Origin of the sequence: Nonomuraea helvata (assembly GCF_039535785.1) — a bacterium.
Lineage (GTDB): Bacteria > Actinomycetota > Actinomycetes > Streptosporangiales > Streptosporangiaceae > Nonomuraea > Nonomuraea helvata.
In genome coordinates, this window is the sequence record NZ_BAAAXV010000001.1 from 2,254,070 (window position 1) to 2,275,568 (window position 21,499).

Genomic DNA, 21,499 nt, shown 5'->3' on the forward strand with positions numbered 1-21,499 from the left:
CTTGCCTCCCGTCCAGCATCTGCCCGAAGGTGCACTAAACGGGCGAGGGGGGATGCATGCGGGGGCCGCTGGTCGTCAAGCGGGCGTTCAGTGAGCCGCTGCTCCTGCTGGCCGCGTTCGGCTCGATCCTGCTCGCCACGACCACGCTGGTCGCGCTGACGATGTACGCCTCCTCCATCGCCGACGCCGGTGTCCGCAGGACGATGGAGACGGCCTCGTACCGCCAGATCGCCGCCACCATCAGCGCCCCCGTGACGGCGCAGACGTTCCCGAAGTTCGACCAGGCCGTACGCGCCGAGCTCGGCAAGGCGTACACCAGGCCGCCCGCCCTCACCACCAGCTTCCGCTCGGACTCCTACGTCATGCCCGGCCAGGACGGCAGGGAGCGCCCGGAGCTGCTCAGGTTCGGCAGCTACGACGGCCTCGACCGGCACGCCAGACTCGTCTCCGGCGCCTGGCCGCACGCGGCCGGCGACCGGGTGGAGGCCGCGATCTCGCTGTCGGCGGCCTCGGCGACCGGGTTCAAGACGGGTCAGGAGTTCACCACGAAGGGCCGCCTGGACCCGCGCCCGGTCAAGGTGCACATCGTGGGCGTGTTCCAGCTCAATGATCCGTTCGGCGAGCGGTGGACGGGTGAGCAGCTGCTCAGCCGGGGCGTGGATCGCGGCGACTTCACCACGTACGGGCCGCTGATGGTGCCGCGGGAGACGTTCGTCGCCCGCTTCGCCACGAACGTCAACGCCACCTGGACCGCCGAGCCCGACCTGCGCACGCTGACGCCCGCCCAGCTCCGGCCGATGGCCCGCGGGATCGACGAGGTGGGCGCGCGGCTGAAGGCGGACGGCTGCGGGAGCTGCGTGGCCGCCAGCCGGCTGCCCGAGATGCTGACCCAGCTCGACACCGCGTCCCTGGTGGCCCGCTCCACGATGCTGATCCCGGTGCTGCAGCTGCTGCTGCTGGCCGCGTACGCGCTGATGCTCACCGCGCGGCTGCTCGCGGACCACCGGCGCATGGAGGTGGCGCTGCTGCGCTCGCGCGGCGCGGGCACGGTGCGGCTGGCGGCGCTGGCGGGAGGCGAGGCGCTGCTGGTGGCGCTGCCGTGCGCGGTCGCCGCGCCGTTCCTGGGCCCGCCGCTGCTCGCGCTGGTCAACCAGTTGCCGTGGATCAAGGCGTCCGGGGTGCGGCTGGCGCCCTCGCCCGATCTGGGCACGTTCCTCGTCTCGTTCGGCGTGGCGCTGGCCGCGGCCGTGCTGCTGGTGCTGCCGGCGCTGGCGGGCGCGCGGCGCACGTACGTCGAGGAGCAGTCGGCGCGCGGCCGCGGCGGCGGGCGCGGGCTGATCGAGCGGGCGGGCGCGGACGTGGCGCTGCTGGTGGTGGCGGGGCTGGCGATCTGGCAGCTCCAGCACTACGGCGCACCGGTCACCGCGACGGCCGCCGGAGCGCTCGGCATCGACCCGCTGATCATCTCCGGTCCCGCGCTGGCCCTGCTCGCGGGCGGCATGCTGGGGCTGCGGCTGGTGCCGCGCATCTCGAACCTGGCCGAGCGGCTGACCTCCAGGCGGCCCACGCTCGCCCCGGCTCTGGGGGCGTGGCAGGTGAGCAGGCGGCCGCTCAAGTACGCGGGCCCCGCCCTGCTGCTGACCATGGCCATCGCGATCGGCGTCGTGTCCATGGCCACCGCGTCCACGTGGCGGGCCTCGCAGCTCGACCAGGCCCGCCACCAGGTAGGGGCCGATCTGCGGCTGTCAGGGCCGCCGGACGGGCCGGAGCTGGGGGCGCTCGGGCGCGGGACGGCGTTCGCGGCGCTGCCGGGCGTCACGGCGTACTCGCCGGGCTTCCGCGGGCAGACCGAGGTGAGCGGGGAGAGCGCGCTGCTGCTCGGCATGGACGCCGCCAAGCTAGGCACGCTGTTCCATATTCGTCCTGACCTGTCTCCTCAGCCGGTCGGTGAGATGTCACGCGCGCTGGTGGGAGACCAGGCGGGCAAACTGGACCTTCCGGGTCAGCCGTCCACGCTGACGCTCCGGGCCGAGGTGGACACCGACCTGCCGGCGCGCCTGGTGCTCTCCGACGCGCTGGGCGTGTGGCGTGATCTGCCGCTCGGCGTGCTGCACAAGGGCGAGAACCGGATCGACCTCGACCTCCGCACTCTGGCCGGGCGCACCGGGAAGATCACGTACCCGCTGTCGCTGCGCGGCCTCGTCGCGAGCGCGCCGGAGGGCACCGCGAACCTGACCCTGACCGGCCTCAGCGCCGACGGACGCGAGCTGACGGCCCCTCCGCCGGCCACCAAGGTGACGCGCTCCACGGTCGTCCCCTTCGCGCCGCTGCCCCGGCCAGGGCCGCTGCCCGTGGTGCTCACCGCCGACCTGGCCGCCTCGCTCAAGCTGGCCGCCGGGCAGGTCGGGCCCGCCAGCATCGACCGCAGGGTGCTCCAGGTCAAGGTGGTGGCTGTCGTGGAGAGCATGCCGACGACCGCCGCGGGGCAGAAGGCCGTGCTCGTCGACTGGGGGACGCTGCAGGCGTACGAGCTGGCCGCGGCGCAGCTGCCCAGACCCGCGACCGAATGGTGGCTCGCGGCGGGCGACACCGCGCCCGCGGTGAAGGCCCTCAAGTCCCGGCCCGAGTGGGACGTGACCGCGCTCGACCAGCGGGAGCTGGCGGCCGAACTGCAGGACGACCCCCTGGCCAGCGGGCTGCAGGGAGCGTTGATGCTCGGGTTCCTGGCGGCGCTGGTGTTCGCGGCGCTCGGGTTCCTGGTGAACGCGGCCGTCGCGGCGCGGGAGCGCAGGGGCGAGTTCGCGATCCTGCGGGCGCTCGGGGTGAGCTCGAGGCAGGTGTTCGGGCTGCTGGCGATGGAGCAGGCGTTCGTCATCGGATTGTCCCTGGCCGCGGGCACCGGGCTCGCCGTGGTCGTCGGCGTGCTGGTGGTGCCGCACATCGTGCTGACCGGGCAGGCCTCGGCGGTCACACCGGGTGTGGTGCTCGACATCCCGTGGGGCGCCACCGTCGCGATGCTGGCGCTGGTGGCGGCCGTGCTGTTCGCCATCGTGGCCGGGCTGGCGCGCCGATTGCGCGGGCACCACGGGCAACTCGTGGAGGAACGGTGAGGATCGCCCTGCTCGCCCGCGTGCACCTGGGCACGCTGGCCGTGCTCTTCGTGCTGGCGCTGAGCGCCTGCCTGCTGGTCGCGGGCCTGCCCAGGGCGATGCAGGCCTCGTACGACGAGGCACTGCGCCGCTCGCTGGCCGCCGCCCCCGCGTGGCAGGCCGACCTGACGGTGAGCGTGGAGTCGCGTTCGCCGGAGGAGGATCTGCACGAACGCGGCCAGTTCGACCTCCGCGACCGCCGCTGGCACGAGATCCTGCCGGCGGCGCTGCGCCCGCTCGTGACCGGCGCGGGCCACATGAGCGCCAAGACCACCCTCACGCCCGTCACCGGGACCGCCGGCCAGACGTACATCAACCTGGGCTGGCTCTCGGACGCGGCCCAGCGCGTCGACTGGGTCCAGGGGCGCGCCCCCGGCAGGCCCTCGACGATGCGGTACGAAGGCGCGACGATCCCGGTGTTCGAGGTGGGCGTCGCGGAGGACGCCCAGCGCGAGATGGGCCTCCAGGTGGGCCAGCAGAAGATGCTCGGCGAGAACGACTACGTCGCCGTGAAGATCGTCGGCGTCTTCAAGGCCAGGAATCCGGCAGACCGCTACTGGAGCCACAACCTCGAGATCCTGCAGGTCACCAAGATCCAGCCGCCGGGCGCGCTGGACTTCGAGAAGCACACCACGACCCTCATCTCCGATGAGGGACTGACCGCTCTCAGCAGCGAGGGACGCAACCTCTCCTACCACTGGATCCTGCCCATCGACCCCCGGGGGGCGAGCGCGCTGGCGGTGCCCGACCTGGACGCGGCGGTCGCCGAGTTCGGGCGGGTGGCCGCGCTGCAGTCCACGGGCAGCCCGTACCACCTGGACACCGGGCTGCCCAAGCTGCTCGCCGACTTCCGGGCCGCGCTGGGCACCGCGCAGACGGTGATGTACCTGGTGCTCGGCGGGCTGCTGGCGGTGGCGCTCGGCGTGATCGCGCTGGCCGTGCTGCTGCTGACCGACCGGCTCGACCACACGCTGACCGTGGCCCGGGCGCGCGGCGGGTCGCTGCGTCAGGTGGCCGGGGCCGCGGCCACGGTGACCGGGATCGCGGTGATGCCCGCCGGTCTGGCCGGATATGGATTATCCTTCCTGGTCCCTGGCCCCGTGCTGCCGATCGTGCACCTGGGGCCGGCCGTCGTGGTCCTGGTGGCCATCGGGTTCGCCGCCGCCCGGGTGGCCCGCTCGCATCGGACCCCGCTGCACGAGCGCCGCGACGACGTCGCCGCCGGCCGGGTCTCGGCTCGCCGCATCACGCTGGAGGTGCTGGTCGTGGCGCTCGCGCTGGCGGGGGCCTACCTGCTGCGGGCCCGCGGGCTGGCGGGCGGTGACCCGTTCCTGCTCCTGGTGCCGGTCGGGCTGACGCTGGCGGCCGCGTTGATCACCTTGCGCTGCTACCCGTACCCCTTGCGGCTCTTCGTCCGGCTGGCCGCGCGCGGGCGGGCGGCCGTGCCGTTCCTGGGACTGACCAGGGCGGCCAGGGCGCGCTCCGCCAGCGTGCTGCCGGTGCTGATCCTGCTGCCCGCGCTGGGCGTGTCGGTGTTCGCGGCGGTGATCTCCGACGGGATCGCGAGCACGCAGCAGCTGGCCGCCTGGCAGCAGGTCGGCGCGCCGATCAAGGTGACGTCGGAGGTCGAGATCCCGGCTGCCACGATCTCGCAGGTGCGCGGGCTCGCCGGGGTGGAGCAGGTGGTGACCGCCCAGACGGGACGGGTGCAGGTCGGGTACGGCGCGGAGAACGCGGAGGCCATCGCGGTGGACGTGGCGCAGTGGCGCCGGATCCTGGACGGCGCTACCGTGAGCCTGCCCGCCCTGTCCGATGGCGCGCTGGTCTCTCCCGAGCTGCGAGGGCGGGGGACGTTCGAGATCGGGTGGCAGTCGCGGGTCAGGCTCGCCACCCGGGGCGTGATCGACTCGGTGCCCGGTTTCTATACCGAAGGTAAGTTCATGGTCGTGCCTCTGAGCGTGCTGACCCGGCCGGCCGTGAACACGCTGCTGATCAAGGGAGACGTGTCTCCCGATGCGCTGGCGCGGCTGATCCCGTCGGCGAGCGTGAAGTCGCAGGAGCGGGCGTTGAGCGCCATCAGGGACGATCCGCTCACCCGTACCGTGCGCTGGGCGCTGGTCGTGGTGACGGTGGCGCTGGGCTCGTACGCGCTGGTCGCAGTCGTGCTGTCGCTGGTCGTCGGCGCCGCCGAACGGGCGCGGGCGGTGTCGTTCCTGCGTACGCTCGGGCTGTCGGACCGCCAGGCGCAGCGGCTGACCGTGCTGGAGATCCTGCCCATGATCCTCCTGACCGCTCTGGTCGGGCTCGGCCTGGGCCTCTTCCTGCCGTACGCGCTCGGGCCCGGCGTGGACCTCGCGTCGTACGCCGGTGGCCTGCCTGTCGGCGGCTACTCGCTCGACCTGCTCATACCTCTTGCGCTGGCCGCCGGGCTCGCGGCCGTCGCCGTGCTCGGCGCGTACGCGCACACCGCCATCAGCCGTCGCCGCAACCTCGGCGCCGTCCTGCGAGTGGGGGACCTGACATGAACCCGACCCTGTCCGAGCTGGAAGCCAGGGCCACCCGGGAGAAGGCCGCGTTCGGCGGCGACGCGCACATCGTGTGCGACAACCTGGTGCGCATCTACAAGACCGAGGGCGTCGAGGTCGTCGCCCTGCAGGGGCTCGACCTGGTGATCGACAAGGGCGAGCTGGTGGCCATCGTCGGCGCCTCAGGGTCGGGCAAGTCCACGCTGCTCAACGTGCTGTCGGGGCTGGACGTGCCGACGGCCGGGGTGGCGAGGGTGGCGGGGATGGACCTGCTGTCGATGAACGCCCGTGACCGGCTGCGGTACCGGCGGTCCGTGGTGGGCTTCATCTGGCAGCAGACCGCGCGGAACCTGCTGCCGTACCTGTCCGCCCGGGAGAACGTCGAGCTGCCGATGAAGCTGGCCGGGCGGCGTGGAGGGCGGGCTCTCGAGCTGCTGGAGCTGGTCGGGGTCGGCTACTGCGCCGACCGCAAGGTTCCTGAGATGTCGGGCGGAGAGCAGCAGCGGGTGGCCATCGCCGTCGCGCTCGCGAACTCCCCGCAGCTCATCCTGGCCGACGAACCCACGGGCGAGCTGGACAGCGAGACGTCGGAGCAGGTCTTCGACGCGCTGCGGAAGGCCAACAGGGAGCTGGGGGTGACCGTGGTCGTCGTGACGCACGATCCGCTGGTGGCCGAGCAGGTGGACCGTACGGTGGGCATTCGCGACGGGCGTACCAGCAGCGAGACGCTGCGGCGCGAGGGCGCCGAGGGACAGATCGTCGCCGAGGAGTACGCGGTGCTGGACCGGGTGGGGCGGCTCCAGCTGCCACGTGACTTCATGAGCGCCCTCCAGATGGAGCGGCGCGTACGCCTCGAGCTCGAATCCGACCACATCGGCGTGTGGCCCGCCCGGGAGGAGCCCTCTGATGACTGATTCGCCCCTGCTCGTGGTGGAAGGGCTGCGCAAGGTCTACCGCAGCGGGCCCAAGGAGGTCGTGGCGCTGCGGGAGGTGTCCTTCTCGGTGTTCCCCGGGGAGCTCGTCGCCGTGCGCGGGCGGTCCGGCTCCGGGAAGACGACCCTGCTCAACCAGATCGGCGGCCTGGACAGACCGGACGCCGGGCGGGTGGTGGTCGACGGGCACGAGGTCACGGCCATGTCCGAGGACGCGCTGCTGGCCTTGCGGCGGGACGTGGTGGGGTTCGTGTTCCAGTCGTTCGGGCTGATCCCGGTGCTGTCGGCGGCGGAGAACGTCGGGGTGCCGATGCGGCTGCTGCGGATGCCGGCGGAGGAGCGCGAGGCCCGCATCCGGCTGCTGCTGGCTCTGGTGGGGTTGGAGCAGCATGCCAACCAGCGGCCGTACGAGCTGTCCGGCGGGCAGCGGCAGCGGGTCGCCATCGCGCGGTCGCTGGCGAACCGGCCCCGGCTGCTGGTGGCCGACGAGCCCACCGGGCAGCTCGACTCGCAGACCGGGCGGCAGATCATGGAGCTGCTGCGGGCACTCGTACGGAGTGAAGGGGTCACGGCGCTGGTCGCCACCCATGACCCCAGCCTGATCACGCTGGCCGACCGGGTCCTGGAGATCAGCGACGGCGTCGTACAGGAGGCGGCACTCACCTGACCCTCTCCGGGGCGCCTTCCGCGGGAGCGTGCCGGAGGGAGGATCGCGACGGGAGGATGGCGGCGAGGTTCCCGGCGGCGACCAGCACGCCGCCGGTCAGGGCGAGCGCCGTCACCCCGGTGACACCGGCCAGCGGCGCCGCCACGGCCAGCCCGAACGGCCGCGACGCGAACGAGATGAGCTGGTCGAACGAGCGCACCCGCCCCAGCGCCTGCTCCGGGATCTCGTCGGCCACCACCGTCTCCCACAGCGGGCTGAGCAGCCCCAGCCCGAACATCGCCACGAAGTACGCCCCCGCCATCACCGCGGTGGGCGCCGTCACGGCCAGGGCCACCATGGGCAGCAGGTAGCAGGCGGCGCCGGCCTGGACCACCGCCAGCGGCCTGCGGATGGGCAGCCGAGGAGCGGCCAGCACGCCCAGGACCAGGCCGACCGTGCCGCTCTGCACGATCACCGTCCAGCTCACCTCGCCGCCGAGCTCCCGCACGGCCGTCACGGGCGCGAGCGTCAGGAACAACCCGGCCATGAAGTGCCACACGCCGTGCGCGAGCGTGCAGGCCAGGAACCATCGACGTCCCCTGACCTCCCGCCACCCCTCGGCCACGTCCCTGCCGAAGGAGGAGACCTTTCCGGCATGGGGCGCCGCGGGCGTGCGGATCCCGCCGAGAGTGAGCGCCGAGCAGGCGAACAGCGCCGCCGTGAGCGCGGCCGCCCAGCCGGGACCGGCGGCCAGCGTGACCGTCCCCGCCAGCGCCGGAGCGACGACCGCGGACAGGCTGGTGGCCACGCCGATGCGCGCGTTCATCCGCAGCCTGTCCTCGCCGGGCACCACCGCGACCACCAGCCTCGGCACGGCCGGGCTGCCGAACGCGATGGCCACCCCCGCCACGGCGGACAGCACCGCCAGATCGAGGAGCCGGTTCACGCCGAGCAGCAGTTCCACGGCGATGGCGGCCTGCGACAGGCACCGGGTCAGGTCGGCGAGCAGCGCGACCCGTTCTGGCCGGATCCGGTCGGCCAGAACCCCGCCCACGGGAAGGAACAGCAGGAGCGGCACCATCTCGCTCGCCAGCACGATGCCCAGCGCCCCGCCGTCCCCGGTCGCCCGCAGCACCGCGAGCGTCAGGGTGGTGGGGATGAGCGCGGTGGCGAGCGCGGACAGGCACCGCCCGATGAGGAGTCGCTTGATCACAGGTCAGCAGAATATTTCGCCAGCGAATGTTTCGTCAACAAAATACTTGCGGCCGTATGATCCGTTGCATGGAGGACTCGGTCGATCGCCACCTGGCCCGCTGGCGCGGCAGGGCCCCGTTCGACGAGCGGGTGGAGGCGGTCGTGACGCGGATGCAGTTCCTCGTCAAGCACCTGGCCCACACCAAGGAGGCGGCGCTGAAGGAGGTGGGGATGCAGGACTTCGAGTTCGAGACGCTGCACCGGCTCGTGGCACGCGACGGCTCCGCGACCCCGTCCGAGCTGGCCGCCGACCTCCTGCTCTCCCCTGCGGGGATGACGGGCCGGCTGGACACCCTGGAGCGATCGGGTCTGGTACGTCGGATACGCAGCACGGAGGACCGCCGGCGGGTGGACGTCGAGCTCACCTCCAAGGGCCACGACCTCTGGATGGACGCGATGACGATCCGGGGGCAGGTGGAGGCCGACCTGGTGAACGCCCTCCCGCCCGCGGACCAGGCCCTCCTGGACGGCCTGCTCAAACGGCTCCTGGTGAAGGCGGAAGCCGGCCACTGACCTCTGCGCCGGTAATCCGATTGAGCGTGGCAGGCCACCGGTGGTATTCCAGTTCCGTCATTTCCGGCGATTCGGAGGCACTACGTGGCCCCATCCCCCTTCCGCATCGAGGTGCCCGGCGAGGTGCTGGACGACCTGCGGGCTCGTTTGCGTGCGACCAGGTTCACGGATCGCAGCGGGGCGCAGCCGTGGCAGGCCGGAGCCGACCCCGCGTACCTGCGGGATCTCGTGGCGTACTGGGCGGAGGGGTTCGACTACCGCGCCCGGGAGGCGGAGCTCAACGCGCTGCCGCACCACCGGGAGCAAGGCCTGCATTTCGTACGCATCCCCGGGGTCGGTCCCGCGCCCATGCCCATCCTCCTCTGCCATGGATGGCCGAGCAGCTTCCTGGAGATGCTCCCCCTGGCGGCACGCCTGTCCGACCCCGCCCGCCACGGCGGCGACCCGGCCGACGCGTTCGACGTCGTGATCCCGTCCATGCCGGGCTTCCTCTACTCCGACCTGCCTGTTGAGCCCCTCACACGGGCCGCGATGGCGCGTACGCTGCACACGCTGATGACCGACACCCTCGGGTACGAGCGGTACGCCGCCTTCGGCGGCGACATCGGCGGAGCGGCCATCCAGTGGCTCGGCGCGCTCCATCCCGAGGAGGTGGCCGGGATCCACCTGATCCATCCGCCGTTCCCCGCCTCGCTGGACGAGCCTCCTCTGTCGGCGGAGGAGCAGGCGTTCGTCGCGGCGGAGGAGGCGTACGACGAGCAGGACGGCGGCTACAGCGCCATCATGGGGACGCGACCCGACACCATCGCCGCCGCCCTGGTCGACTCACCCGCCGGACTGGCTGCGTGGATAGTCGACAAATATCGGGATTGGAGCGACTGCCACGGCGACGTGGAGTCCCGCTTCGACCGCGACACCCTGCTCACGATCCTGACGCTGTACTGGGCGACCGGCTCGATCGGCACCTCGTTCAGGCAGTACTACGACTGGGAGCACAACACCCCTCGGCCGCCGATCACGGTCCCGACGGCCATCACCCTCAGCCACGAACCGGTCATGACCGGCATCCCCCGCTCAATCGCCGAACGAGCCTGCACCGACCTCCGCCACTGGAGCGAACCTGGACGTGGAGGTCATTTCCTGGCGTTGGAGGAGCCGGAGCTGATGCATCGGGAGCTGACCACGTTCTTCCGCCCTCTCCGCCGCACCTCCTGACCCCGCCGAAGATGCGCCCTCGCCCCGCCGGACGCGCCCAAGCTGCCCCCTCAGCCCGCCACCCCGTCTCCTGACCCCCGCCCAAGCTGCGCCCTCGCCTCACCGCCCCATCCTGGAGCCCAGGCAACGCCGAAGTGCCTGCGGGGCGAGAGCAGCTGGACGCTCGTGCACACGGCACCACACCACACCACGTCAGGGCATGGGAGACGCGCTACCGCCCTGTGCGGCAGGCGACGATGACCTGCACCGTATGCTCCAACGCGTAGGCGGGGTCCGCTCCCCCGCCCTTGACCTGCTCATCCGCGCTGGCCACAGCCTGGATGGCCCTGGACAGCCCTTCGGGCCCCCACCCGTTCAGCTGCCGCTTGACCCGGTCGACCTTCCACGGCGGCATGCCGACATGGCTGGCCAGTTGCCCACCCCGAAGGTTGCGCGGCGCGCTGCCGACCTTGGCCAGCGAGCGCAGCCCACCGGCCAGCGCGCTCACCAGCAGGACGGGAGCGACCCCGGTGCCGAGAGCCCACCGCAACTGCTCCAGCGCGTCGGCCAGGCGGCCCTCGACAGCGGAGTCCGCCACGTTGAAGCCGGTCACCTCGGCCCGGCCCTTGTGGTAGCGAGCCACGGCGGCCGCGCTGATCGTCTTGTCTTCCGTGTCGAACGCCAGCTGGCTGCAGGCCGCCGCCAGCTCCCGCAGGTCGTTGCCCACGGCCTCGAGCAACGCCTGGGCCGCGTCGCCGGCGATGCTCCGCCCGGCCCGCTTGAACTCGCCCTTGATGAAGTCGAGCCGCTCCCCTGCCTTGGTGACCTTGTCAACCGTGACCACCTTGGCCCCGGCCTTCTTCACCCCATCGACCAGCGCCTTCCCCTTCACCCCGCCCGGGTGCGCCAGCACCAGCACGGTGTCGTCGGAGGGCTGCTTGGCATAGGCGACGATCTCGGCGATGACCTCCTTCGCCAGATCCTGCGCCGATCGGATCACCACCACGGACCGATCGCCGAAGAGCGACGGCGAAGTCAGCTGCGTCAGCTCCCCGACACCGACCTTCCCGCCCAGGAGGTCATGCACCTCGGCTGCCGGGTCAGCGGACCGAGCCGCCGCGACGACACCGCTGACCGCCCGCTCGGCCATCAGCTCCTCATCGCCGAGGACCAGGGTCACAGGTGCTGGATCGGTTCCCGCCATGTCAGGAGCATGCCACGCGCCGCCGACAACCTGGTACTCGAAGGGCCCTTGGAGCACCATCGACAGCCTGGTACTCCCAGGGACAGGGAGAATGCGCAGGTCGCGCTTATGGTGGTTTGCATGGCAACCGGAAGTGAGCTGGGCGACTACCTGCGTTCCCGGCGTGAGCGCGTCCGTCCGGAGGACGTCGGTCAGCCCGGGGGCGACAGGCGCCGGGTGCCGGGTCTGCGCCGCGAGGAGGTAGCCCTGCTCGCGGGGATCAGCACCGAGTACTGCCTCCGTCTTGAGCAGGGGCGCGACCGTCACCCTTCAGAGCAGGTCCTTCACGGCATCGCCCGTGCCTTGCTGCTGGACGGTGACGAGGAGACGTACCTGCGCGAGCTGGCCCGCCCGCCGCGTCCCAGATCGCGAAGGGCCGCGCGTCCGGCGAAGGTCAGCCCCGGTGTGGAGAGCCTGATCAACAGCTGGACCGCCACTCCCGCCTACGTCCACGGCCCGCACATGGTCACGCTCGCCGCGAACCCCATGGCGGTCGCCTTGTGCCCGCACTTCGCCGTGGGCGTCAATTCTCTGCGCGCCGCGTTCCTGGAGCAGGAGATGCGCGAGCTCTACCGCGACTGGGACGGGATGACGGCCAAGGCGCCGCCACCTCAGCAGCGCCAAAGCCCGCCGCCTGCTCGGCTGGACCCCACGCTCCAGCGAAGAGACGGTCACGTCGACGGCCGAGAGCCTCCTCCGCCACGGCCTCCTCAGGCAGGCCTGAGGGCATGGGCACCGCGGCCACGCAGAACCACGACCACCTCTCTTTCCCTCTCACGGCATGGGGAGCCTATGGATACGCGAAATCACGGCTGGTTCCCTTCCCGCCCAGGGCATGGAGGGCATACGGACCACACGAAACCATGCCCACCTCCCTTCCTTTCCCACGGCATTTGATCTACAGGCCACGCGAAACCACAGCCATCTCCCCTCCCCTCTCCACAACGGCGAGGTCGCCGGATTTATCGGTCCGGTAGACACTGGCCCCCAGCCGGTGGAGGAGCGCGAGCGTGGACAGGGCCGGATGGCCGTAGTCGTTGCCGGCCCCCACGCTGATCAACGCGGCCCGCGCGCCGACGGCCGACAGGAAGGCCGGGGACTGCCTGTTGGATCCGTGGTGCGGGGTCTTGAGGATGTCGGCCCGTACCGCAACCCGCCGCAACAGCTCCTCCTGCGCCTCCGTCTCCAGGTCGCCGCTCAGCAGGATCGAGCCGGACCGCCAGCGCACGTGGACGACCACGCTGGAGTTGTTGATCTCGCTGCCCTCCCCCTGCCCGTTCATCTCGCTCTGAGCGGGGTCGGGGCCGAGCACGGTCAGCTCCGACGGACCGAACCGCCAACCCGCCCCTGGCGATGCCGTCCATTCCGGTATGTGGTGGCGTACCAGTGTGGCCGAGATGTGAGCGCTGGATCGAGCACCGGTCCGTTGCGGGCTGACGACCACGGCTCCCACGCGCCGGTTCCTGAGCACGCCCGCGAGGCCGTCCACATGGTCGGCATGCGGGTGGGTGAGGATGAGCAGAGGTACGTCGTCAACGCCGACCCTGCGCAGGCACCGGTCCATGACGACCGGATCAGGCCCGGTGTCGACCACGACGCCTCGCCCCGGCCCCGCCGCCACGACAAGGCCGTCCCCTTGGCCGACATCGCACATCACCATCAGCCACCCCTTGGGCGGCCACGAACCGGCGATGGGCCGGATCACCAGCACCGCCACCATGGCGGCACCGGCCACCGTCAGCGCCACCGCCCTCCAGGCCCGCCGCCGCAGGATCGGGATCGCGACCGCCACCACGACCAGAAGCAATCCCAATCCTGGAAGGCCACCGGGCCATGGCACGGTGGCGAACGGCAGGTTGACCGCCCAGCGGGCCACCGTGACGATCCACCCGACCGCGTAACCGGCCGGAATCACCAGAAGCCTGGCGCCTCCGGGCCATACGGGCGCCACCAGGGCGGCACCGAACCCGAGCAGCGTCGCAGGCGCCACCGCCGGAGCCACGAGCAGGTTGGCGACCACCGCGACGGGGGTCAGTTGTCCCGCCATCAGCACGAGAACGGGCGTCACCGCCATCTGCGCGGCCACCGGCACAGCGACAGCCTCGGCCATCCAACGCGGCAACCCATACGCCCTTCTGGAAGCGTCGCCGCCACCCGATGACCCATACGCCCCTTTGGAAGCGCCGCCGCCCGATGACCCATCTCTCTCTGAGGTGGTGGTCCCGCCCTTGGGCGGCGACAAGCGATCGCGCCAGCGTGGGGCGAGAACGAGGATGCCCGCGGTTGCCGCGACCGAGAGGGCGAAGCCGTACGAGCGGGCCAGCTCGGGAGCGAACAGCACCAAGAGGAGGACCGTTGCCGACAGAGCCGCCAGACCGTCCTTCGAGCGGCCTGTGCCCAGCGCGATGGCGGCGGCCAGGCCCATGAGGAGGGCACGTAGGACACTCGGCGACGGGCGGGCGACCACGGCGAAGGCGAGCATCGCGATAGCCGCGAAGACAGCTCTCAGAGGGAGCGGGAGCCCGAGGAGGCGAGACAGGGCAAGGGTGGCGCCTGCCACGATTGCCAGGTTTGCACCGCTTACGGCGTTCAAGTGGCGGCTCAGTCCTGCCTCCTTGAGGTCGGCTGTCACTTGAGGGTCCATGCGTGAGACATCACCGACGACCAAACCCGGCAGGAGTCCTCGCTGATCGGCGGGAAGGTCGTCGGCGGCGGCTCGCAAGCCCGACCTGAGGGTGCCCGCCGCCGCCTGGAGGCCGGACGGGGCTGTCAGGACCCGGGGGCGACCCTGCACCAGGAGGATGGCTGCAACGAGATCGCCAGGGTTCGGCCTGGCCAGGCGGCCGGTGACCTCAATGTGCTGGCTGGGAAGAAAGGCGCTCCAGTCGTGTCCGCTGGCGAAGACGGTGATGGGGACGTTGACGGACTCTCGGGTGCGGGCCGTTTGAATGAGCTCCAGGGTGGCTGGGATCACGTAGCTCTCTTGGTTGAAGTGGCCGCCTCTGCTCGCTCTCCGCTTGGGGTCGTCTGTCAGGGCGATCTGGGCGGTTACAGAGGTGTTCCTCTTGGCCAGGTCGGCCGCTGGGCCGGTGCTCAGGGCGTGGACCCGGAAGGCGACCGACGCCGAGGCCGCAGCGGCACAGATGAGCATGGCAATGGCGATGTTGCGCCATGGGGCCGGGAGAGCCGATCGCCGTGCCTCCCGTTGAAGTCCAGATAGCCGGCACCCATGCCAAGGGAGTCGGTCCCCGAGCCAAGCAAATCGGCGCCTGAGCCAACGGAGTCGGTCCGCGGGCCAAGGGTGCCGATGCCCAAGCCAGCGGCCCCGATACATGAGCCGAGTTGGCTGGTCGGCGAGTCTCGTTGGCCCGGTCACGGACTGGTCGCGCGACGGTATGGACCGGGCGCGCCAGGCTACGACCGTCGCGGCCAGGGCCGCGGATATGGCGACGATCAGGCCTGTGCGGGCAGAGCAGCCGAGTAGCGTCAGGGCGCCCGCCCAGGCGGCGAGCGCGGGCAGGATGAGTGGCCAGGCATGTTCACGCTTGTCGCCGCCCTGGTCGGTGCTGACTCCGCCCGCCTGTTCGGTGGGGATTCCCCCGGCCTGGCCGATTCGCGCTCCGCCGGCCCGGCTGGGGCGGACTGGGGTGGCCTGATCTGCGCGGGTGTCACTGGTGCGCGGAATAGCCATGTCAGACGCTGACCCTCGCCTTGAGCTCGTCGAACTTACGTGGGCCTATTCCAGTCACCTCACGTAGCTGCTCAATTGCGGTGAAACCACCATGAGAGTCGCGGAACTCGGTGATACGGGCTGCCAGGACCTCCCCTACGCCGGGAAGCTGTTCGAGTTGGTCGGTCGTGGCGGAGTTGAGGTTGAGTACGGCGGTGGCGCCCGGGTCCGTGCTGGAGGATCCGAGGGCTGCCTGGGTGGCGGTGCCGCCTACGACTATCTGCTCGCCGTCGACCAGGCGTCTGGCGAGGTTGAGTGAGCCGGTGGAGGCGCCGCGCGACGCGCCTCCTGCTGCCGTCACGGCGTCCGTGACCCGTGAGCCTGAAGGGAGTTGGTAGACACCGGGCTTGTGGATCTTTCCGGTGACGTGGACGGTCACCTTGGCCGGGGCGGTCGGCGTCGGCGACGGGGTCGTATGTGCGGCGATCGGAGTGGGCGGTGGCAAGGGCTCTGGTGAGGGCTGGGAACGCCAGAGGAAGAAGGCCGCGACGGCGGCGGCGAGGGCTCCCACGGCCAGCAGGACCCGAAGACCGGGCTTTCCTGGGTCGAGGGCCGGAGCCTGGGCGGCGAGGGCCGCTCGGAATGCCTGGAAGGTGAGTGGTACGGGGACAGAGCCGCCGCTCCCTCGGCGTGGTGGGGCCGAAGCGTTCGGCAGCTCTTCGTGGGGATCGGGTGAGGCGGTTTCCTCCTCCCATCCGCCCGTCGCACCGGATGAGAGCACGACGGCGGGAACCCCACGGTTCCCCTCCTGACTCCCCTCCTGGGGCCGCTCAACCTCACGCCCTCTCTGGTGGAGACCGGGTGACGGCCATCCGGCTTGTTGGCCACTCCCCTGAGGGCTGTATGGGTGCCGTCCACCTTGGCGGCCTCTGCCTCCAGCTCCGAATGGAACGTCATGAGCCCGAACCTCGGCCGGCTCACCCGTGCCGCCGGCGGGCCGGCCGAGAGGATGGCGGGAGCGGCGGGAAGGCGCGTTGATCGACCGTAGCCGGGACTCGGCTATGGTCCGCTCTGCCGTGGGATCGGGGGTTCGCACGGCAGCGAACGTATGTTCTCAGCGGTCGCCGCCGAGGTCCCGAACCTCGTTCTGGGGATGGAGAGGAGAGGGGTCCATGGGCTGTGGACAACGCCCCAGGATGATCGAAGGGTTGGGGTCTGGCCCTGGGCGAGGCCATGCGGGTCGAGCGTCCAAGGGCTGAAGGTCCGTACGCGAGACCGAACGGGGCAGAGCGGAAGGATCCAAGGTCCGTACGCGAGACCGAGCGGCACGGAACTACAGGTCAGACGACGTGACCGTGAGGCCGAGCATGCCGGGGCCCACGTGGGCGCCGATCACCGCTCCGAGCTCCACCACCCGCAACTCCACCAGACCGGCCAGCCGCTTCGGCAGGCGCTCCGCCAGCGCCTCGGCCCGTTCCCTTGCCCCCAAGTGCTGTACGGCCACCTCCACGGGCCCCTCGCCCGCCGCCCGCACGGCCAGGTCCTCCAGGCGGGCGATGGCGCGTGACGACGTACGGACCTTCTCCAGGAGCGAGATGCGACCGTCCACGATGTGGAGCAGCGGCTTGATCATGAGGGCAGAGCCGACGAGGGAGGCGGCCGTGCCGATGCGGCCGCCGCGACGCAGGTACTCGAGGGTGTCGACGTAGAAGAACGACCGGGTGGTCTCCATGCGGCGGCGGGCGGCCGACGTCACCTCCTCCAGGGAGGCGCCGCTCGCGGCGGCGCGGGCGGCCGCCAGGACCGGGTAGCCGAGCCCCATGGCGATCGAACGGCTGTCGATCACTTCCACGGGTACGGATGCCTGGCCGGCGGCCGCCTGGGCGGACTCGACGGTGCCCGACAGCTCCCGGGACAGGTGGATCGAGACGATGCCGGTCGCGCCTGCGGCCGCCAGGGAGGAGTAGCAGGACGCGAAGCTCTCCGGCGAGGGGCGGGAGGTGCTGGCGGAGGCGAGGTCGCCCCTGAAAGAGCCTGCGTCGCGGAAGCCGCCGCCACCCCCACCTGAAGGCATCCCGTCGTTGCCGGCCCTCTCATGCTGAGATACGGCCTGCTCAGGTGCGGCGCGCTCATGATGGGACGCGCCGCCGCCCGCCCGCAGGGGAGGTTCGCCGAACGAGGGCTCGTCGTACGACACACCCCCGGCGATCACCTGCACCGGCACCACCGCGACACCCGGCACATCCGGCAGATAGGCCGTCGAGTCGGTGACGACGGCGACCAAGGGCGGCACGACCCGGGGCCGGCTACTGAACGGGCGTCCCACCCCGCCACACCCGGCGCGGCTTGAGCCCGAAGGACCAGGCGAAGGCGCCCTCGTGGTCGGCGTCCCACTGGACGATGTCCGCCAGCCGGCCCGGCGCCAGGACGCCGCGGTCAGGAGCGCCAAGGACGGTGGCGCCGCCGAGGGTGGCGGCACGCAGGGCGTCGTTGACGCTCATCCCGAAGGCCGACACCGCCATGGCGATGACCAGGGACATCGAGGTGATGCCGCAGTAGCCGGGGTTGTGGTCGCTGCCGAGGGCGATCTGCACGCCGTGCTTGATCATCTGGCGGACCGGCGGGAGATGGCCGCGCTGGAGAGCGGTGGCCGGGCAGACGACGGCGGGCACGCCGTAGCGGGACATGATCGCGATGTCCTCGTCCGACATGTGGTGCAGCCCGTCGGCGGAGGCACAGCCGAGCTCGGCGGCCAGCTGGACGGCGCCGCGGCGGCTGTAGAGGCCGGCGTGGATGCGCGGCAGCAGCCCGACGTTGCGCCCCGAGGCGAGCACCCAGCGGGACTCCTCGGTGGTGAAGTGGCCCTCGTCGCAGTAGACGTCGACGCTGTCGGCGCCCGCCGCGGCCGCGTCCGCGCACCAGGCGCCCACGGCCTCGACGTATTCGCGCTGCCGCCCGAAGTACTCGGGCGGCACGGTGTGCGCCGCCAGGAACGTGACGTGCACCCGCGGCATCATCGGCTCCTTCTCCAGCTCACGCAGGAGTCGGACGTCGGCCAGCTCGCCGTCGCGGGTGAGGTGGTAGCCGGTCTTGGCCTCGACGGTGGTGGTGCCGCTGAGCAGCCAGCCGCGCAGCCGCTCGCGTACGCCGTTGCAGAGGGTCCACGGGTCGGTGCCGCGGGTCACGGTGACGGTCGAGCCCACGCCGCCGCCCGCCGCGGTGATCGAGGCCGAGGTGGAGCCGCCGGTGCGGATGGCCAGCTCGGCGTAGCGGTTGCCGGCGTAGACGGGATGGGTGTGGGCGTCGATGAGACCGGGCGTGACGAGCGCGCCGCCCAGGTTTTCGACGTGGTCGACGTCGACGATGTCGTCGACGACCCCGGGCACGCTCTGCGGCAGGTCGGGCGCCCGCCCGACCCACGCGATGCGATCGTTGTGCACGAGGATGGCCGCGTTGCTGAGGACCTCGTTGCCGGTCCAGAGGCGGCCGATGTTGGTCAGCAGTCGAACGGTCACCGCATCACCGCCTCGCGTGAGCCCCCACTCGCGCACCGGCATGAGCGCAGCGCACAGCGCACGGCTTGTGCCGCGCCCACTGAGTCCGCTCCGGGTCCGGACGACATGGGGGGTCTCCTGCTCTCATCCGCATCTTGTTGTGCGGTGACCGTATCGCCAGAGTCATGATCCAGCGATTTCAGTTCAGTTACGTTATTTCACAGCTGGGCTCGCTGTACAGGGTTATTCGGAAGAAAGCCCAATGATCCCAGCCGTCACCCAGCCCTACATCGTCCCCACGGCCCCCGTTGACGACTTCGACACGTTGAGTCATCATCCGAAACCTAGAACCCGAAACCCAGAAACCCGATCACACCAGACCTACGATGGGCCTGGCCAATCTTAGCAACCCCTTGACTCGGGGACCACTGACGCTTTTGGGTAGGCATGCGTACTTTGCGGGCGACGATCTACCCCACCAAAGGCAACCGGGCGGCCCCACCGTACCGTGCCGATGGGGACCGCCCGGCCGCAATGCCGTAACTGCTACAGGCGCTAGGAGACGCGCTCCACGGGCTTGCCCACCCGATCCAGCTCCTGCTGCAGGCCGGGCAGCACGCGGGCGTGCAGGATCGTGCCGTCCTCCACGTGCTCGACGGAGAGCACCTCGCCCTCCTGGTGCACCCGGGAGATCAGATCCCCTCTGTCGTACGGCACGAGCAGGTGAACCTCGTGGTCCAGCCGAGGCAGCTCCCGCTCGATGAGCGCCATCAGCTCGGGAATGCCGCGGCCCGTCCGTGCCGACACCACGACGCTGTCGCGCTCGCGCCGCATGATCCGATCGATCACGTCCTGATCGGCCGCGTCGGCCTTGTTGATCACGACGATCTCGCGTACGTCCGAGGCGCCGTCGATGTCGGCCAGCACCTCGCGTACGGCGGCCAGCTGCCCCTCGGGGTCGGGGTGCGAGCCGTCCACCACGTGCAGGATCAGGTCGGCGTCGGCCACCTCCTCCAGCGTCGAGCGGAACGCCTCGACGAGCTGGTGCGGCAGATGCCGGACGAAGCCGACGGTGTCGGCGATCGTGAACAGCCGGCCTTCCGGCGTGCGCGCCCGGCGCACGGTCGGGTCGAGGGTGGCGAACAGCGCGTCCTCCACCAGCACGCCCGCGCCCGTGACGCGGTTGAGCAGCGAGGACTTGCCGGCGTTGGTGTAGCCGGCGATGGCCACGGCCGGGACCTCGCGCCGCTGGCGCCGGTGGCGCATGGTGTCGCGCGAGGTGGACATGCCGCTGATCTGGCGGCGCAGCTTGGCCATGCGCTCGCGGATGCGGCGGCGGTCCAGCTCGATCTTGGTCTCACCGGGGCCGCGGCCGCCGATGCCGACGCCGCCCGCGGCGCGACCGCCGACCTGCCTGGACAGGTTGCCACCCCAGCCGCGCAGGCGGGGCAGAAGGTACTGCAGCTGTGCCAGCTCGACCTGGGCCTTGCCCTCGCGGCTCTTGGCGTGCTGGGCGAAGATGTCGAGGATCAGCGCGGTGCGGTCGATGACCTTGACCTTGACCGTGTCTTCGAGCTGGCGGAGCTGGCCGGGGGTCAGCTCGCCGTCGCAGATGACGGTGTCGGCGCCGGTCGACTCGACCACGTCGCGCAGCTCGAGCGCCTTGCCGGAGCCGATGTAGGTGGCCGGGTCGGGCTTCTGGCGGCGCTGGATGAGCCCCTCGAGCACTTCGGAACCGGCCGTCTCGGCCAGGAGCTTGAGCTCGAGCAGGGAGTTTTCCGCGTCCTCCACGGTGCCGGAGGTCCAGACGCCGACGAGGACGACCCGTTCGAGTCGCAGCTGCCGGTACTCGACCTCGGAGACATCCTGGAGTTCGGTGGAGAGGCCCGCCACGCGGCGCAGCGCCTGGCGCTCCTCGAGGTCCATGTCGCCGTTCTCGAACTCGTCGAGGTCGAGTGCGGAGTAATCGTGCATACGTGTCATCTCTATTAGGGAACGTCTGGACACCTCGGTGTCTTCCCACGATGGTGGCACGAGATCCGCGCCGCAATCATCCGGTTATCCGGCCGACACCGTGACGTCGCCGGAGCCCGCGGTCAGCGAGAGCTTGTGCGGCGAGGCGCCGTCGTCCTTGACCGAGACCTTCGCGTCGCCGGACCCCACCTTGGTGTTCACGTCGTAGGACCCGTCGGGCACGGTGAGCACGATGTCACCGGAGCCGGCCTTCAGCTCGGCGCTGTCGGGCGCGGCGGTGTACTTGAGCTCCATGCTCCCCGACCCCGCGTCGGCGACCACCTGCTTGCCCGCCAGCCCCGCGGCGTCCAGGTCGCCGGAACCGAGGTGTACGTCGAGCAGCCCCGTCAGGCTCCTGAGCGTGATGTTGCCCGAGCCCGCGTCCAGGTTGAGTGCCAGGCCCTTGGGGACCTCCACCTTGTAGTTGACCCCGCAGGAGCCCCACGATCTCTGACAGTCGTAGTACACCGACAGCGTGTCGCCCTCCACCTTGTGCTTGGCCTGCGGCTTGTCATTGTTCCAGTAGAGCGTCTCGGTGACGCTGATCTGCGCCGTGTCCGACTCGGTGATCGCCACGTCGCCGGACCCGCTCCTGAGGTGGAGCTTCTGCACCTTCTCCTTGACCTGATACGTGACGGTGTCCTCGTTCTTCGGACCCGCGATGCTGTCGAGCCCGCATCCGGTCAGCAGCAGAGCGGAGGCCAGCAGCCCGCCCGCGATCGCGATCGTCTTCATGCCGTAAATCCTGGCCGGTACGCCCCCGGCGGGCATCGGGGATACCCCCGACGACTCCCCGAAGGGACCCCCACTTTTGACCCGGGAGCCCCCGGCGGAGTACCTTCACTTCCACAATCCAGAACTGATTT

General features: G+C 71.0%; 15 protein-coding genes. 7 read left to right on the top strand and 8 right to left on the bottom strand.

Annotation, left to right across the window (positions count from 1 at the left end):
* The first annotated feature begins 56 nt into the window (after nt 1-56).
* The 4 genes from ABD830_RS10425 to ABD830_RS10440 are packed head-to-tail and all read left to right on the top strand — an operon-like array spanning nt 57 to nt 7,273.
* The gene (locus tag ABD830_RS10425; RefSeq protein WP_344986353.1) at nt 57-3,110 is read left to right on the top strand and encodes an FtsX-like permease family protein; all 3,054 of its coding nucleotides are present in this window, start codon (nt 57-59) and stop codon (nt 3,108-3,110) included.
* A complete protein-coding gene (locus tag ABD830_RS10430) occupies nt 3,107-5,674 on the top strand; it encodes an FtsX-like permease family protein (RefSeq protein WP_344986354.1) in 2,568 nt (855 codons plus the stop codon). Before ABD830_RS10425 ends, ABD830_RS10430 begins: the two co-directional genes overlap by 4 nt.
* Nucleotides 5,671-6,588, top strand: a complete 918-nt coding sequence (locus ABD830_RS10435; RefSeq protein WP_344986355.1) for an ABC transporter ATP-binding protein — start codon at nt 5,671-5,673, stop codon at nt 6,586-6,588. The genes ABD830_RS10430 and ABD830_RS10435 overlap by 4 nt, the downstream gene beginning before the upstream one ends.
* Nucleotides 6,581-7,273, top strand: a complete 693-nt coding sequence (locus tag ABD830_RS10440) for an ABC transporter ATP-binding protein (RefSeq protein WP_344986357.1) — start codon at nt 6,581-6,583, stop codon at nt 7,271-7,273. Before ABD830_RS10435 ends, ABD830_RS10440 begins: the two co-directional genes overlap by 8 nt.
* Here ABD830_RS10440 and ABD830_RS10445 read toward each other — a convergent pair.
* Nucleotides 7,266-8,465, bottom strand: a complete 1,200-nt coding sequence (locus tag ABD830_RS10445) for an MFS transporter (protein WP_344986359.1) — start codon at nt 8,463-8,465, stop codon at nt 7,266-7,268. The genes ABD830_RS10440 and ABD830_RS10445 overlap by 8 nt on opposite strands.
* 68 nt (nt 8,466-8,533) lie before the next feature.
* Here ABD830_RS10445 and ABD830_RS10450 point away from each other — a divergent pair, with 68 nt between their 5' ends.
* Nucleotides 8,534-9,019, top strand: coding sequence for a MarR family winged helix-turn-helix transcriptional regulator (locus tag ABD830_RS10450; RefSeq protein WP_344986361.1), 486 nt, complete (start codon nt 8,534-8,536; stop codon nt 9,017-9,019).
* Between the two features lie 84 nt (nt 9,020-9,103).
* A complete protein-coding gene (locus ABD830_RS10455) occupies nt 9,104-10,234 on the top strand; it encodes an epoxide hydrolase family protein (protein WP_344986363.1) in 1,131 nt (376 codons plus the stop codon).
* A 211-nt stretch (nt 10,235-10,445) separates the two neighbouring features.
* Here the strand turns inward: ABD830_RS10455 and holA are convergent, their stop codons facing one another.
* The gene (gene holA / locus ABD830_RS10460) at nt 10,446-11,417 is read right to left on the bottom strand and encodes a DNA polymerase III subunit delta (RefSeq protein WP_344986365.1); all 972 of its coding nucleotides are present in this window, start codon (nt 11,415-11,417) and stop codon (nt 10,446-10,448) included.
* A 120-nt stretch (nt 11,418-11,537) separates the two neighbouring features.
* Between holA and ABD830_RS10465 the strand changes: the two genes are divergently transcribed.
* Complete coding sequence (locus ABD830_RS10465; RefSeq protein WP_344986367.1) at nt 11,538-12,353, top strand: MmyB family transcriptional regulator; 816 nt, start codon at nt 11,538-11,540, stop codon at nt 12,351-12,353.
* Between the two features lies 1 nt (nt 12,354).
* On the opposite strand, the gene ABD830_RS10470 is transcribed toward ABD830_RS10465, so the two are convergent.
* From ABD830_RS10470 to ABD830_RS10495, 6 genes are all read right to left on the bottom strand, one after another.
* Complete coding sequence (locus ABD830_RS10470) at nt 12,355-14,607, bottom strand: ComEC/Rec2 family competence protein (RefSeq protein ID WP_344986369.1); 2,253 nt, start codon at nt 14,605-14,607, stop codon at nt 12,355-12,357.
* Nucleotides 14,608-15,148: 541 nt separating this feature from the next.
* Nucleotides 15,149-15,697 (bottom strand): ComEA family DNA-binding protein, encoded by a 549-nt coding sequence (locus tag ABD830_RS10475; protein ID WP_344986371.1) that lies wholly within the window; start codon nt 15,695-15,697, stop codon nt 15,149-15,151.
* 762 nt (nt 15,698-16,459) lie between these two features.
* Nucleotides 16,460-17,419 (bottom strand): DegV family protein, encoded by a 960-nt coding sequence (locus ABD830_RS10480; RefSeq protein WP_344986374.1) that lies wholly within the window; start codon nt 17,417-17,419, stop codon nt 16,460-16,462.
* 13 nt (nt 17,420-17,432) lie between these two features.
* Complete coding sequence (gene hutI / locus ABD830_RS10485; protein WP_344986376.1) at nt 17,433-18,641, bottom strand: imidazolonepropionase; 1,209 nt, start codon at nt 18,639-18,641, stop codon at nt 17,433-17,435.
* Between the two features lie 534 nt (nt 18,642-19,175).
* Nucleotides 19,176-20,594, bottom strand: a complete 1,419-nt coding sequence (gene hflX, locus ABD830_RS10490) for a GTPase HflX (RefSeq protein WP_378520829.1) — start codon at nt 20,592-20,594, stop codon at nt 19,176-19,178.
* 84 nt (nt 20,595-20,678) lie between these two features.
* The gene (locus tag ABD830_RS10495; RefSeq protein WP_344986379.1) at nt 20,679-21,368 is read right to left on the bottom strand and encodes a DUF4097 family beta strand repeat-containing protein; all 690 of its coding nucleotides are present in this window, start codon (nt 21,366-21,368) and stop codon (nt 20,679-20,681) included.
* Nucleotides 21,369-21,499 lie beyond the last annotated feature (131 nt).